The sequence below is a fragment of the Lachnospiraceae bacterium KGMB03038 genome (genome assembly GCA_007361935.1).
In the GTDB taxonomy this organism is placed as follows: Bacteria; Bacillota; Clostridia; order Lachnospirales; family Lachnospiraceae; genus Massilistercora.
In genome coordinates, this window is record CP041667.1 from 284649 (window position 1) to 300354 (window position 15706).

General features: G+C 50.0%; 10 protein-coding genes. 8 read left to right on the forward strand and 2 right to left on the reverse strand.

Features of this window, described 5'->3' with window-relative positions:
* The first annotated feature begins 72 nt into the window (after window positions 1-72).
* The 4 genes from FND36_01420 (at window position 73) to FND36_01435 (ending at window position 5274) form a co-directional block, all read left to right on the forward strand.
* Window positions 73-585, forward strand: a complete 513-nt coding sequence (locus FND36_01420) for a winged helix-turn-helix transcriptional regulator (GenBank protein QDW72808.1) — start codon at window positions 73-75, stop codon at window positions 583-585.
* Entirely contained in the window at window positions 551-2290 is a 1740-nt protein-coding gene (locus FND36_01425) for an ABC transporter ATP-binding protein (protein ID QDW72809.1), read from the forward strand. Before FND36_01420 ends, FND36_01425 begins: the two co-directional genes overlap by 35 nt.
* A 26-nt stretch (window positions 2291-2316) precedes the next feature.
* Window positions 2317-4224 (forward strand): ABC transporter ATP-binding protein, encoded by a 1908-nt coding sequence (locus tag FND36_01430; GenBank protein QDW72810.1) that lies wholly within the window; start codon window positions 2317-2319, stop codon window positions 4222-4224.
* Between the two features lie 189 nt (window positions 4225-4413).
* Window positions 4414-5274: an aldo/keto reductase gene (locus FND36_01435; protein ID QDW72811.1), complete on the forward strand. Its 861-nt coding sequence runs from the start codon at window positions 4414-4416 to the stop codon at window positions 5272-5274.
* A 31-nt stretch (window positions 5275-5305) separates the two neighbouring features.
* Here FND36_01435 and FND36_01440 read toward each other — a convergent pair whose 3' ends face one another.
* Window positions 5306-7024 (reverse strand): ABC transporter ATP-binding protein, encoded by a 1719-nt coding sequence (locus FND36_01440; GenBank protein QDW72812.1) that lies wholly within the window; start codon window positions 7022-7024, stop codon window positions 5306-5308.
* Window positions 7025-7350: 326 nt separating this feature from the next.
* Between FND36_01440 and FND36_01445 the strand changes: the two genes are divergently transcribed.
* Both FND36_01445 and FND36_01450 read left to right on the forward strand, forming a co-directional pair.
* Window positions 7351-7905, forward strand: coding sequence for a flavin oxidoreductase (locus tag FND36_01445; GenBank protein QDW72813.1), 555 nt, complete (start codon window positions 7351-7353; stop codon window positions 7903-7905).
* Window positions 7906-8022: 117 nt separating this feature from the next.
* Complete coding sequence (locus FND36_01450) at window positions 8023-9171, forward strand: aldo/keto reductase (GenBank protein QDW72814.1); 1149 nt, start codon at window positions 8023-8025, stop codon at window positions 9169-9171.
* 57 nt (window positions 9172-9228) lie between these two features.
* On the opposite strand, the gene FND36_01455 is transcribed toward FND36_01450, so the two are convergent.
* A complete protein-coding gene (locus FND36_01455; GenBank protein QDW72815.1) occupies window positions 9229-10077 on the reverse strand; it encodes an aldo/keto reductase in 849 nt (282 codons plus the stop codon).
* A 169-nt stretch (window positions 10078-10246) separates the two neighbouring features.
* Between FND36_01455 and FND36_01460 the strand changes: the two genes are divergently transcribed.
* Together FND36_01460 and FND36_01465 are read left to right on the forward strand one after the other, a co-directional pair.
* Window positions 10247-11125 carry a LysR family transcriptional regulator gene (locus FND36_01460; GenBank protein ID QDW72816.1) on the forward strand — a complete coding sequence of 293 codons (879 nt, stop codon included), beginning with the start codon at window positions 10247-10249 and terminating at the stop codon, window positions 11123-11125.
* 97 nt (window positions 11126-11222) lie between these two features.
* Window positions 11223-15626, forward strand: a complete 4404-nt coding sequence (locus tag FND36_01465; GenBank protein ID QDW72817.1) for an activase — start codon at window positions 11223-11225, stop codon at window positions 15624-15626.
* Window positions 15627-15706: the final 80 nt, after the last annotated feature.

The following is a 15706-nucleotide window of genomic DNA, read 5'->3' on the forward strand; positions in this document are numbered from 1 at the left end:
AAATGATTAGGTTGTGAACTGTTTGAACGCGAACAATCCCATGAAAAGATTTATAGGAGGTGCGTATCGAAAATGACGGAAGAGTTCAGAGCAGAAGAACTGATCTTCGTATTGAAGAAGATCGGCTTGAATCTGACAGCGCAGATGGAAGCTGATCTGAAGTACAAGAATATGAGCGGATCCCAGATATATTTCATGGTATACATCCTAAGACACCACCCTCAGGGAACCTATCTTACGGAATTGTGTCATGAAATGGGAGTGTCTAAATCCACTCTTTCTACACTGATCAAAAAATTAAGAAAAGAAGGGTATATTTCTTTTCGGGAGGATCCGGATGATATTCGCAAAAAGGAACTGCTTCCAACCCCGAAACTGATTGAGGAAGGGAACAGATTTTTGAGCCGGGCGGCTCGGATGGAGTCGGAGATCTGCGGCGCCCTGGACCAAGCAGAGAGAGTACAGCTGTGGAAGCTTGCGGGAAAGCTTCTGAAATATTTCTCCAGAACGGAGCAAAGCTATCTAAACAAAGACAGGAGGTTACCTTACAGTGAGAAAAGTTTTACAGCAGCTAGGAGCTTATAGGCGGGATACCTTTTTATGTATAGGACTCACCGCTCTTGAAGTGATCATGGAAATCTTAATGCCTTTTATTACGGCGATGATCATAGATAACGGCCTGGAGGCTCATAACCTTGGCGTTGTCTACAGATATGGAGCGCTTATGGTGCTTATGGCGTTTTTAAGTCTGACATTTGGCGGTCTTGCGGGTAAAAACGCGGCCAGCGCGGCTTCCGGTCTGTCGGCCAATCTAAGAGAAGCTATTTATGCCAATATACAGACGTTTTCTTTCTCTAATATTGATAAATTCAGTGTGCCCAGTCTGGTCACACGTATGACTACGGATATCACCAATGTCCAGAACGCGTTTATGATGGTGATCCGTGTGGCGGTGCGGGCTCCGCTCAACCTGATATTCAGCTTCGGCATGTGTTTGATCATCAGCCCTCGGTTAAGCGCAATGTTCCTGATCGCGGTCGTATTCCTGATCATTGTGATCGGAACGATCATGGTAGTTACATTGAAGATTTTCCGTCAGGTATTCCGCAGGTACGATGATCTGAACGCCAGCGTTCAGGAGAATGTGACTGCCATCCGCGTAGTCAAGGCATTCGTCAGGGAAGAACATGAGAATGTGAAGTTTGGGAAGGCCTCGAAGATGCTCTATGACCTTTCGGTAAAGGCGGAAGCTTTGCTGGCATTCAACAGTCCGGCAATGATGATCGCGGTTTACTTCTGTATCATCTCGGTCTCTTGGTTCGGCGCCCAGTATATCGTGGGCGGGACGTTAACAACTGGAGATCTGACCAGCTTATTCAGCTATATTATGTCGCTTCTGATGAGCCTGATGATGCTTTCTATGGTCATTGTTATGATCAGCATGTCTATGGCAAGTATCCGACGGATTGAGGAAGTCCTGGACGAGAGGCCGGACCTGACCGATCCGGAAGATCCGGTCATGAGTGTGGCTGACGGACAGATTGATTTTAATCATGTGAATTTCTCATATAAGCATGGCAGTGGGAAGAACGCCCTGTCAGACATCGACCTTCATATCAAAAGCGGAGAGACGATTGGTGTGATCGGAGGAACGGGATCTGGAAAGAGCAGCCTGGTCAATCTGATCTGCCGACTGTATGACGTGGATGAAGGTTCCGTCTGTGTAGGAGGTACAGATGTCCGCCAATATGATACAGAAGTCCTGCGGAACCAAGTTTCTGTGGTGCTTCAGAAAAACACATTGTTTTCCGGTACCATTCTCGACAACCTGCGCTGGGGAAATCCTGATGCCACGGAAGAAGAATGTGTCGAAGCGTGCAAGGCGGCCTGCGCTGATGAATTTATCGATCGGATGCCCCAGGGATACCATACTTGGATCGAGCGGGGCGGATCTAATGTATCCGGCGGTCAGAAGCAGAGGCTGTGTATTGCCCGCGCGCTTTTGAAGAAGCCAAAAGTATTGATTCTGGATGATTCTACCAGCGCTGTAGATACAGCGACGGACGCAAACATCCGCGCGGCCTTTGAAAAAGAGATCCCAGGCACCACTAAGATTATTATTGCCCAGCGTGTATCAAGCGTTCAGTCCGCGGATCGGATTCTGGTATTGGACGAAGGGAAGATCAATGCCTTTGATACCCATGACAATCTGTTGGAACATAACGCCATTTACCAAGAGATCTACAATTCGCAGATCGAAGGCGGCGGCGATTTTGACCAGCCTGCTTAAAGGAAAGAAAGGAGGAAAACTGATCTATGAGCGAGACGAGAGACAGAAAGAAATCAAGACCCAGAGTAGCGACCGCTACAAAATTGATCAGCCGGGTCATCGGATATATGCTTCATTATTATAAATACTTATTTGCGCTTGTGGTCGTGTGCATCCTGATCACGGCGATCGCTACCGTAGTGGGCGCCACATTTCCGCAGACTTTGGTAGATGATTATATCACGCCAATGATGAAAAATGGCTCCAGAGATTTTAGCGGCCTGGCATCTGATCTGATCCGCCTGGCCTGTATTATGGGAATCGGTGTTGTCACCGCGTTTACTTATAACCGGATCATGGTCAATGTAAGCCAGGGGACTATGCTGCATCTGAGGGACGATCTGTTCCGCGGGATGGAGTCGCTTCCCATCAAATATTTTGATACCCATGCCCATGGCGATATCATGTCAGTTTATACCAATGATGTGGATACGCTTCGGCAGCTTTTGAGCCAAAGCATCCCTCAGATCATCAATTCTCTGATCACGATGACTGCCACGCTGATCACCATGATCGTGCTGAACCCGGCGCTGACGGTGATCTCAATCCTGACGGCCTGCGTTATGTTGGCTGTTACCGCTAATTTTTCTAAATTATCCGGGAAATACTATATCCGGCAGCAGATCGATCTGGGAGCTGTGGATGGTTTTATTGAAGAGATGATGGACGGCCAGAAGGTAGTTAAAGTATTCTGCCATGAGCAGGCGGCTATGGAAGACTTCCATAAAGTCAATGAAAAGCTGAGAGACAGCGCGAATAAGGCTAACCGGTACGCAAACCTGCTGATGCCCATCAATGCCAATATCGGGTGGATCAGCTATGCTTTGGTCGCCATCGTTGGAGCGATCCTTGGGATCAACGGTCTGGCAGGTGTTACCATCGGTACTGTCGTTACCTTTGTGGGATTGAATAAAAGCTTTACTAACCCCATCACCCAGGTCAGCCAGCAGATCAACTTCGTTGTCAATGCGGCGGCCGGAGCGCAGCGTGTTTTTGACTTGATGGATCAGACGCCGGAAGTAGATGAGGGATATGTGGAGCTGGTCAACGCTAAGGAAGATGAGAACGGAAATCTGACAGAAGCGGATACCCGTACCAATCTGTGGGCCTGGAAACATCCCCACAAGGCGGATGGAACCGTTACTTATACCAAGCTGGAAGGCGGGGTCGTCTTTGATGATGTGGACTTTGGCTATACCGATGACAAGATCGTGCTCCATAACATCAGCCTGTGGGCGAAGCCGGGACAGAAGATTGCTTTTGTCGGCGCTACCGGAGCAGGAAAGACTACCATCACCAATTTGATCAACCGTTTTTACGATATCGCGGACGGTAAGATCCGTTACGATGGTATCAATATCAATAAGATCAAGAAACCGGATCTGAGAAGATCTCTTGGAATGGTGCTTCAGGATACCCATCTGTTTACAGGGACGGTTATGGAAAATATCCGCTACGGAAAGCTGGATGCTACAGATGAAGAGTGCGTCAGCGCGGCTAAGCTTGCCAACGCGGACGGGTTTATCCGTCGTCTGCCAGATGGTTATGATACCATGCTTACCGGAGATGGGGAAAACTTAAGCCAGGGTCAGAGACAGCTTCTTGCGATCGCAAGAGCCGCGGTTGCCGATCCTCCGGCGCTGATCCTGGATGAGGCTACGTCATCTATTGACACCCGTACAGAGAAGCTGGTACAGGCCGGCATGGATGCGCTGATGAGGGGACGTACTACGTTTGTCATTGCTCACCGGCTGTCTACCGTCAAGAATTCAGACTGTATCATGGTCATGGAACAAGGCCGCATTATCGAGCGGGGAACTCATGACGAGCTGATCCAGGAGAAGGGCAAGTATTACCAGTTGTATACCGGAAACTTTGCGGAGCAGGGAGCATGATGATCAGTGCTTGGATCTGTCTTTCCGCAGGATATAACAGGAAGCGGGGCTTTTGCCTCGCTTTTTGTGTGTCAGATCGAGCATAGCGGTTTTGTTTCAGATAATAGTATACGTTTTGGTTATACTAAAATGCGGATTTGGAATTGTACATTTTAAAAAGAGCGCTTTAAAATAAAGATAAAGAAAGGAGTGATCAATATGAGAATAATAACTTTGAATGATGGCAATAGTATTCCGGCGGTAGGCTTTGGAGTATTTATGATCCCCAACGACGGCACGACTTACCAGGCGGTGCTGCAGGCGCTGAAAGCGGGATATCGGCATATAGATACGGCTGCGGCGTATTTTAATGAATCAGAGGTTGGAAAAGCGGTAAAAGACAGTGGGATCCCGCGGGAAGAAATATTTATCACCAGCAAGCTGTGGCTTCAGGATTATGGATATGAGGCGGCGAAAAAAGGAATCGCCGTATCTCTTGAAAAACTGGGAGTGGATTATATCGACCTATGCCTGCTCCATCAGCCATACGGCGATGTGGCAGGCGCGTGGAAAGCGCTTGAGGAAGCAAAAGAGGAAGGAAAACTGAAATCCATTGGGGTAAGTAATATGACGCCGAAGATCTGGAAGGAGTTTGTCCCTCAATTTGCCACCATTCCCGCGGTCAATCAGGTGGAATGCAATCCCTTTTTCCAGCAGCGGGAGTTAAGAGAACTTCTGGAGAAAGATGACGTCAAGATTGAGGCATATCAGCCTCTGGGCCATGGAAATGAGGCTCTTCTCTCAAATCCGGCGATTACAGAGATTGCCTCCAAATATGGAAAGAACGCGGGGCAGGTCATTCTGCGTTTCGAGGTGCAGGACGGTCTCATCATCCTTCCTAAATCTACAAATCCAGAGCGGATCGCGGGAAATATCGATATTTTCAACTTTGAACTAACAGAGGACGAAATGGAAACGCTGCGCGCCCTGGATACAGGCAAGGGAAGTCATGACCCGGAAGCGCCGGGAATTGCGGAAATGCTTCTTGCGAATTACAAAATCCACGATTAAAAGTACACCTTAGGAAGAAGGTATCCTGGCTTTATTGGTAATATCCTGCGTAGATACCGCCTAAACGCAGCAGTTCTTCGTGGGTCCCCCGTTCCGCGATGCCATTATCCGCCACTACCAGGATCTCATCGGCATTCTGTATGGTAGACAGCCGGTGGGCAATGGTAATGGTGGTCCGGTCATGGGCCAGTACATCCAGGCTCTTCTGGATCCAGCGTTCACTTTCGTTGTCCAGGGCGCTGGTGGCCTCGTCTAAGATCAGGATCGGCGGATTCTTCAGGAACACACGGGCAATGGAAATGCGCTGTTTCTGTCCGCCGGACAAACGGGTTCCCCGCTCGCCTACATAGGTGTCATACCCTTCAGGCAGACTTTCGATAAAGTCGTGGATGTTGGCCTTTTTAGCGGCGTCCATGATTTCTTCTTGGGAAGCGCCGGGCTTTCCGTAGGCGATATTTTCCCGGATGGTGCCGCAGAAGAGATAGACGTCCTGCTGAACGATGCCGATCTGGCCGCGGAGAGATTCCAGCGTCAGATCCCGCACGTCTTTTCCATCGATGGCCACCCGGCCTCCGGTCACGTCATAGAATCTGGGAAGCAGATTGCAGATGGTAGTCTTGCCGGACCCGGAAGGTCCTACCAGAGCTACCGAACGGCCTGCTGGGATTTCAAACGAAACATTTGAGAGTACAAGCGTATCGTCGTCTGAATAATGGAAGGAGACATTTTCATAGGAAACGGTTCCTTTCACGTCGGTGAGGGGCTTTGCATTCGGCGCGTTTTGGATCTGTGTCTCAGTTTCCATCACGTCCAGATAACGGCGGAATCCGGAGAGTCCTTTCTGCATCATTTCCATCAATTCTACCAGGATCTGGATAGGGCTGATGAAGATGCCGATATAGAGGGCGTACATGGACAGATCTACCACGTCCATCCGTCCCTGGGCGATCAGATATCCTCCGTATACCAAAGTCACCAGGTACATCATACCCTGGAAGAAGAGATTGCCTCCGGTAAAGGTTCCCATACACCGGTAGTTATCGTCCTTGGACTTTAAGAATCCCTGGTTGCTTTTGGCGAATTTCTCCCTTTCAACATCTTCGTTGGCAAAAGACTGTACCACGCGGATGCCGGCCAGGGTATCCTGAAGGCTGGCGTTGACGTCCCCGATCTTCCGGCGGTTATCCAGGAAGGTGGCCTGCATCCGTTTGTTCTGGCTGATGGAGAAGACCAGCATACAGAAGACTAGGATCAGCAAAGGAATGGCAAGCTGCCAGTTGATCAGAAACAGGAAGATAAAGGATCCCACGATCTTGATCAAGGAGATAAACAGGTTCTCAGGCCCATGGTGGGCGAACTCCGCAATGTCAAACAGGTCAGAGACCAGCTTGCTCATCATCTGACCGGAATTGTTCTGGTCATAGTAAGAGAAAGAAAGCTTTTCATAGTGGTCAAAAAGCTTTGCACGCATATCCCGCTCCATGTGGGCGCCCATCATATGTCCCTGATAGCTGATATAATACTTGCACAGGCTCTGAAGGACATACATGACAAAAAGCCCGATGCCGATGGGGAGAAGAGCGGAGATGATTTCCCCGGCGCTTCTGGTAAAAAGACCGTTGATGGCGCTGCGTAAGAATTGCGGGTATAAAAGATCTACTACGCTGATAAAAGTGGCGCAGAAAAGATCCAAGAAAAAAACACCTTTGTAGGGTTGGTAATATTGGATAAATTTTCTTAGTGTAGACATAACATTCCTCTTCAAAAACTTCTTTTTCTATAAACCAGTCAAAAGCCGCCCTGCCAGGCGCCTTTTTCCTGTTTTTGCGGGTCTCAAGGTCCTGCATATTCATGCGGGCATGAAATGCAGGACTTTGAGACCCTGGTATCATATTATAACATCATTGGGCCGGTAGTGGTCAACCTATTGTTGGAGGAAAGAGGAAGTTAAGGGTTTTTTGGCCTTTCATTATGCGTCCCAGTTATAGAAGCTTGCGAAATTGGCATTGTACTTTTGAAAAAGGAGCTTTTACAATGGTATGTACAGAAAATGATCAAAGGAGGTTATTATTGATTATGAGAAAAGACTTTGGAGCAAAACCGTTTTTATTCCCTCAGCCGGTCATGATCATTGGAACTTATGACGAGAATGGAAAAGCTAACGCCATGAACGCGGCGTGGGGAGGAATCGTAGGGGCAGACGAGATCATGATCGATCTGTCCAGCCATAAAACAACTGAAAATCTTATGGTGAACAAGGCTTTTACCGTCAGTGTGGCGGATGTGGAGCACATGACGGCTTGCGATTATGTGGGAATTGTTTCCGCGAACCAGGAAGAGCACAAGATGGAGAAGGCGGGATTTACTACTACAGAAAGCAACTTTGTCCATGCGCCGGTCATCAATGAGCTTCCGCTGACGCTGGAGTGTGAGCTGATCGACGTGATCGGAGGAACAAAATTCCTTGGAAAGATCAAGAATGTCAGCATTGACGAGAGTGTGCTGGGAGAAGATGGAGAACTGAGCCTTGAGAAATTCTCGCCCATCACTTACGACACCGTGCATTTCGGATATTACAGATTGGGCGAGAAAGTGGGAAATGCCTTTAAAGACGGAGCTGCCCTTAAGTAGAGCGGCATTGACGAAAAGAATATTTGTCTGATAAACTATAACTAGACAGCAGGGTCAAAAATTTTTTTGACCCTGATATTTTATCTGGAAGACTTATATAACAGGGAGGGAACTATATTGAGATATCGTGAGTTGGGGAACACAGGTTTAAAAGTCAGTGAGATCGGACTTGGCTGCGAGGGATTCGCGGAAGACAACTGCCAGGGAGCAAAACGGCTCTTAGACGAGGCAGAACGGCGGGGAGTGAATTATTTTGACCTTTATACATCGAACCCTCAGGTCCGGACGGCCATTGGGGAGGCCATGAAGGGAAGAAGGCAGAAGTTCATCATCCAGTCTCATGTCTGTTCCGTTTGGAAAGACGGCCAGTATAAAAGGAGCCGTCAGATCGATGAAGTGAAAGAGGGAATGGAAGAAATGCTCTCCCTGCTTCAGACGGACTATATCGATGTGGGAATGATCCATTATGTGGATTCCATGAAAGACTGGAAAACGGTGTCGGAAGGCCCCGTCCTTGCTTATGTGAAAGAGCTGAAAGAAAAAGGCGTGATTCATCACATCGGGCTTTCCAGCCACAACCCGGAAGTGGCGCTGGAGGCGGTGAGAAGCGGAGACGTTGAAGTGCTGATGTTCAGCGTAAATCCCTGCTATGACCTTCAGCCGGCCAGCGAGGATGTGAATGAACTGTGGGCGGATGAAAATTATGAAAAGCCTCTGGTGAATATGGATCCCCAGAGGCAGGAACTTTATGAGACCTGTCAGCGGCTTGGTGTAGGCGTAACGGTCATGAAAGCCTTCGGAGGAGGAGATCTTCTGGATGCGTCTATGTCCCCTGCCGGTAAGGCCCTGACAGTCGGCCAGTGCCTGCATTACGCGCTGACCCGCCCGGCGGTGGCTACGGTTCTTGCGGGCGCTCACAGTGTGGAAGAATTTCAGAGAAGTCTGGCCTATGAGGAAGCCTCAGAGGAAGAGAAGGATTATGCTCCCGCTTTTGCCTCTTTTCCAAATATCAGTTGGGAAGGTCATTGTATGTACTGCAGTCACTGCGCGCCTTGCCCCAAGAAGATTGACGTGGCTTCTGTGACGAAGTTCCTGAATCTGGCGAAAGCCCAGGGGAATGTGCCGGAGACGGTGCGGGAACACTATGAAGTGCTGCCTCACCATGCCGGAGAATGTATCCAGTGCGGAGCCTGTGAGACCCGCTGTCCATTTGGAGTCTCCATCATCGAGAATATGAAGCAGGCGGCAGAAATTTTTGGAAAATAAAAATTAGGCACAAGGGGCGGTTCCCCTTGTGCCTGATTTTATATTATCCTTGCGGAATTAGTCGTGGATCTTCATCTGGTGCAGCATTTTTACGAAGCCTGGATCAGAGTGGTCTACGATCTCGCTGTGCCCTAAGTCTAACTTGGCGATTTCAGCCATATCGTCTTCGGACAAGGTGAAATCCCATACGTCAAAATTCTGCTCCATCCGGTCTTTGTGGACAGATTTAGGAATTACAACGACGCCTCTTTGGATATTCCAGCGCAGCGCTGCCTGCGCGGCGCTCTTTCCGTATTTTTCCCCGATCTTGGACAGAACCGGATGGGTGAAGATTCCGTGATTCCCTTCTGCGAATGGTCCCCAGGCTTCCGGAACAATACCATATTCCCTCATAAGGGCCAGAGCGTTTTCCTGCTGGAAGAATGGATGCAGCTCCACCTGATTAACGGCCGGGATCACGTCTACGGTCTCGCAGAGATCAGCCAAGCGGTTAGGATAGAAATTGCATACACCGATGGCGCGTAACTTTCCTTCTTTATAGAGTTCTTCCATTGCGCGGTAAGCGCCGATGTAGTCGCCCATTGGCTGGTGAATCAGATACAGATCGATATAATCAAGGCCCAGTTTGTCAAGAGAAGTCTGTACCGCTTTTTTCGCTGCTTCATAACTTGCATCCTGTACCCAGAGCTTGGTGGTGATAAAAAGTTCTTCCCTTGGTACGCCGCATTTTTTGATGGCTGCGCCAACCGCCTCCTCATTCATATAGGCGGCGGTGTCGATCAGACGATAACCGCTGCTTATGGCATCCAGGACGGCGTTTTCACACTGGGCCGGATCGGGCACCTGAAATACACCAAAACCTTCCAACGGCATCTGGATTCCATTATTTAAAGTTGCATATTCCATGATAAAAACCTCCTTAAAATGTTTTCTTTCTTGATCTTGATTCGATTATAGTTGGAGGAAAGAAAAAAGTACAATATGGATTTAGAAATGTGCTATAATCAAAAGTAATACTGATGGGTTTGAACGATGGTTTTAGATTAAATAAATCGAAAGATTAAAGGAGTAAGTTATGATTGAAATCTATCTTTTGGAACAATTGGTCGCTTTTGAAGAGTACGGCACTTTGTCTGCCGCATCGGAACAGCTGCATTTATCGCAGCCCGCCCTGACCCGCTCTATGCGGAAGCTGGAAGAAGTGATAGGGGTTCCGTTATTTGAAAGGACTAAGAACCGGATCGCGCTAAATGAAAATGGAAGGCTGACGGCTCAGTACGCGCAGAAGATCCTGGAACAAGAGCGGGATATGGTGGAACGGGTCAGACTTCTGGACCGGAGCAGGAGAACGATCACTCTGGGCTCCTGCGCGCCGGTCCCCATCGCGGATCTGGTTCCGGTGCTCTCCCGCTGCTACACAGGGATGACCATTGCATCAGAGATCCGGAACTGGGATGAGGAATTGCTGGACGGCCTCGATAAAGGCAGGTATCAGATGGCGGTCCTCCATGAAGAGCCAAAAGAAGAAGGAGTGTACGCCTTTCCCTACCGGAAGGAAACCCTGTCTCTTGTTGTGCCATATACCCATCCGCTGGCAGAACGGGAGGAAGTTACCTTAAAAGACATTGACGGGCAGAACCTGCTTCTGTACACAGAGATCGGATTCTGGTATGAAATGTGCCGGGAGAAACTGCCAAACGCTCATTTCCTCCTGATGAATGAGTATGACGCTTTTGGAGAAGTGGCGGGAACAGGCGCCTTCCCATCGTTCGCCTCAGATATCATGGCTGGAAGGAGCGGGAATATGGAGGGGAAGAAGCTGATCCCTATCCGGGATCCATCGGCGGAGACCACCTACTACTGCGTGTGCAGACAGGAAGAACGGGAGCGGTACCGGAAATTCTACCGGATGCTGGAGCAGATCAACTGGCAAAAGCAAGAAGTAAAATTTTAAAGAAATCATTAGAGAGAACGGAAAGATAGTGCTATAATAGAAACCGGTTAGATTTGTTTAACAGAAAGCTGCAAAAGAGAGCGAGGAATAGAAAACGATGAGACGAGAGAAAAGTATCCTGGATGTGGGGATCGATGTGGGGAGTACTACCACCAAGATCGCTGCTATGGATTCGGGGACACAAAAGATTTTATATTCCGAGTACAGACGCCATCACGCGGACCAGATCAAAAGCGTCTCTGACGCGCTTAGAAAATTGGGAGAGCGTTTCCCGGACAGCAGGATTTATCTTGCTCTGACAGGATCTGGAGCGAAGAATCTGGCGGATGAGCTGAAGGTCTCTTATATACAGGAGGTTGTGGCCAACTCCATCGCCCTCCAGACAAGATACGAGAACGTAGGAACGGCGATCGAGCTTGGCGGCCAGGACGCGAAGATTATTTTCTTTCGGGAAAATGAGACGACCCATCAGCTTGAGGCATCGGACATGCGGATGAATGGAAGCTGCGCGGGGGGAACAGGAGCGTTTATCGACGAGATCGCTTCGATCTTAAATGTACCGATCGAGCAGTTTAACGAAATGGCGGGGAAGGGGGATACCGTCTATGTTGTGTCAGGGCGCTGCGGCGTATACGCTAAGACAGATATACAGCCGCTTCTGAATCAGGGAGTATCTAAAGAAAATCTGGCCCTGTCCGCCTTTCATGCCATTGCGAAACAGACCATCGGAGGACTGGCCCAGGGGCTGGATATCAAAAGCCCGGTAGTCTTTGAGGGAGGCCCGCTGACCTTTAATCCGGTCTTGATCCAAGTGTTCGCCAGCCGCCTGGGGCTGACAAAAAAGGAGATCTTGATCCCGGAACGCCCGGAACTTATGATGGCTTGGGGGGCCGCTCTATCGCTAAAGAAATTAAAAGGGCGGCAGGAGCGGCCGCGAAAGCCGGAACGGCTGGCGGAGGATCTGGATTGGATCAAAGAGGAGGAAAAAAGCGGAAAGCAGGGAACGCCATTCTTCCGATCAGGAGAAGAGCGGGAAGAGTTTGAGAAGCGGCACGCCCTGCCGGATTGGAAACCATATCAGCCCAAGGCGGGAGAGACGGTACGGGCCTATCTTGGTATTGATTCCGGGAGCACAACTACAAAATTCGTATTGATGGATGAAACAGAACAGCTTTTGGACACCTTTTACGCGCCTAATGAGGGGGATCCTCTTGCCGTAGCCAAGAGAGCCCTTCTTGCTATGCGGGATAAGTACCGCGGCGCGGGAGCTGATCTGGAGATCCTGGGGGCGGGTACCACCGGATACGGCGAACAGCTTTTTGCCAGGGCATTTTCCGCGGAGTGCCATGTGGTAGAGACGGTAGCTCACGCAAAGGCGGCGCTGAAATATTATCCGGGAGCTACCTTTCTTCTGGATATTGGCGGCCAGGACATGAAAGCGGTCTGGCTGAAAGACGGGATAATCACCAATATTGTGGTCAATGAGGCCTGCTCTTCCGGCTGCGGATCGTTCTTGGAGAATTTCGCCTCTACATTGCACATCCCGGTGGAGAAGATCGCGCAGGCGGCTTTCAAATCAGAGGATCCGGCCGTCTTAGGCAGCCGCTGCACGATTTTTATGAACAGCAGTATTGTGACGGAGCAGAGAAACGGAAAGCTGCCGGGAGATATTATGGCGGGCCTATGCCGATCGATCATTGAAAATGTGTTTACCAAAGTCATCCGGACTTCCAATCTGGACAGCCTGGGAGATAAGATCGTAGTCCAGGGAGGGACTTTCCAGAATGACGCGGTATTAAGAGCGCTGGAGCAGTATACGGGAAGAAAGGTGATCCGGGCGCCGTATCCCGGCGTTATGGGAGCCATAGGCGCGGCGCTCCTGACCAAAGAACGGATGCAGGATGGGCAGAGGACGTTCATTGGATTAGAGAACCTGGAGGCATTCACGTATACCCAGCAGGCGGATGAACCCTGCCCCTTCTGCGGGAATCACTGCAGACGCAGCATTATCCGGTTCTCAAACGGGAATTCCTGGGTGACGAATAACCGGTGTGAGAAGGGAGAGATCGTGGGAGATCCCAAAGATGAGACGGTCCAGTCCCGGTTGAGGGACAAGCAGCAGGAAAAGGAGAAGACGCCGGATCTGTTTGGGCTTCGCCGGAAACTTCTGTTCCAGGATTACCCATATCCAGAACCGAGGACTGAGAGAAATACGACCATCGGAATTCCAAGAGTGCTGTTCTTCTGGGATAGTATGCCCTTTTGGACTACATTTTTCAAAGTGTTGGGCTTCGGGGTATGTTTGTCAAAACCCAGCACTCGGAAAATGTACGAGAGCGGTCTGCGGTCTGTGACTTCGGATACTGTATGTTTTCCGGCTAAATTAGTCCACGGACATATGCGGAATCTGGTGAAACAGAAAGCAGACCTAATCTTTTTCCCCTCCATCAGTACGGTGGCGCCGGAAAATCAGGAAAAGACCAGCGAGTCTATGTGCGCGGTGGTCAAGGGATATCCGCTGGTCATCCGCAATTCAGACAATCCCAAGACAGAGTGGGGAATCCCTTTGGAGACGCCTTTGTTCTTCTGGAATACCAAGGAAGACCGCAAGGATCAGTTGATCTCTTATATGGAAGAAAGATTCCAGGTACCGAGAGAGGAGACGAAGAGGGCAGTCCGAGCGGCAGAAGCGGCTATGGCAAGCTTCCGCAGGCAGATGGAAGAAGCGGGGGCCAAGGTTTTGGAAGAGGCGGAGCGAGAAGGGAAATACGCGGTGGTGCTGGCGGCCAGGCCCTATCAGACGGATTCCCTGGTGAACCACGATCTGCCTTCCTTCTTTACAGACCTTGGGATTCCCGTGCTGACGGCAGATTCACTGCCAAAACTCAGTGAAGTGGAATTGAAAAGGAGCAGGCTGGACATTGTAAATAATTACCACGCCCGGATGCTGTCTTCCGCAATCCTGGCAGCCCAGGATCCAAGGCTGGAATATGTCCAGATCGTAAGCTTTGGCTGTGGTCACGATGCCTATCTCTCCGATGAGATCATAAGGCTGATGAATGAAATCTCAGGGAAAACGCCTCTGGTGGTCAAGCTGGATGAAAGCGACATCCAGGGGCCGCTCAGGATCCGGGTGCGCTCTTTTGTGGAGACTTTGAATATGCGGCGCAGCCAGGGAACCGCAAAAAAAGTGAAAGCTCTGGAAGACCCTTATCCGGTGAAATTTACTACAAAAGATAAGGCGGAACGGGTAGTCCTGGTCCCCAATACATCCCACGCTTTCAGCCGTCTGATGTCGGCGGCCATGAAGGGGCAGGGGCTTCGGACGGAGCCCTTGGAGATCGGCAGGGAAGAGGCTATCCGCTTGGGGAAACAGTATGTCCACAACGATATCTGCTTTCCGGCTCAGGTAGTGATCGGAGAAGCATTGGCCGCGTTGAGGAGCGGCAGGTATGACCTTGACCATGTGGCGGTGGCTATGGCCAAATACGTGGGCGACTGCCGGCTGACCCATTACGGGGCTCTGCTCAGGAAAGCGCTGGATGATGCGGGATATGCCCAGGTCCCCGTGCTGACTAACGATGATAAAGACAGCCACAATCTCCATCCAGGCTACCGGATGAATCTGGCGGCTTCCATTCGGATCGCCGTCGGCCTGCCCATGATCGATGTGCTGGAAGAACTGCTGCGGAAAATCCGGCCCTATGAAAAGGAAGAAGGAAGCGCGGATGCCGCTTTTGAGAAGGCCATGGATCTTCTGATCGATGGGATGGAAAAAGGGGGAGTCCGTGGAGCGCGGAAAGGCTTCCGCCAGGCGATAGAGGTGATGAAAGCGGTTGCGTATGACCGCGGCAGACCCAAACCGCAGGTACTGATCGTAGGAGAATATCTGTTGAACTTCCATCCGGGAGCGAACCATGATATTGAGGTCTATCTGGAGAAAAATGGATTTGAAGTGATCGAGGCCCGCATGACGGACGTGATCCGCAAGATTTACTTTAACAAAGACAGTCAGGTGAAAGAATACCATATACATAGGCCTTTGCGGGAGAAACTCTGGAATAGGCTGGCAAATAAAGTTTTTGATATCGCCCATGATCTGACAGACCGCATCGCAAAAGGGCATCCGCTGTATGAGCGGGCCTGCCGTCTGCCGGAACTGGTCAAGAGAAGCGATCCGGTGATCCCCCATACTTTTGACGCGGGAGAGGGAGTGCTGATCCCGGGGGAGATCCTCCATCATGCCGCTCATGGCTGCCGGGCGTTCGTTATCCTGCAGCCCTTCGGCTGTCTGCCAAACCATGTGGTAGGCCGGGGGATCGTTAAGAAGCTGAAGGAATACTATCCCGATGCCCAGATCCTGCCGCTGGACTATGATCCGGACGTCAGCTTCGCCAACCTGGAAAACCGGCTCCAAATGCTGGTGATGAATGTGATTGAAAAGGAACGGTTAGAGCAGCAAAGAGAAAAACAGTCTGACGAGAGCAAGGGGATCGCATAGAAACATTTTTAGAAGAAGAGAGTGCCCTGGAAGTGGAGGCCAAAAACCACGGAAAGGGCATTCTTTTTGTGAAAAATCAG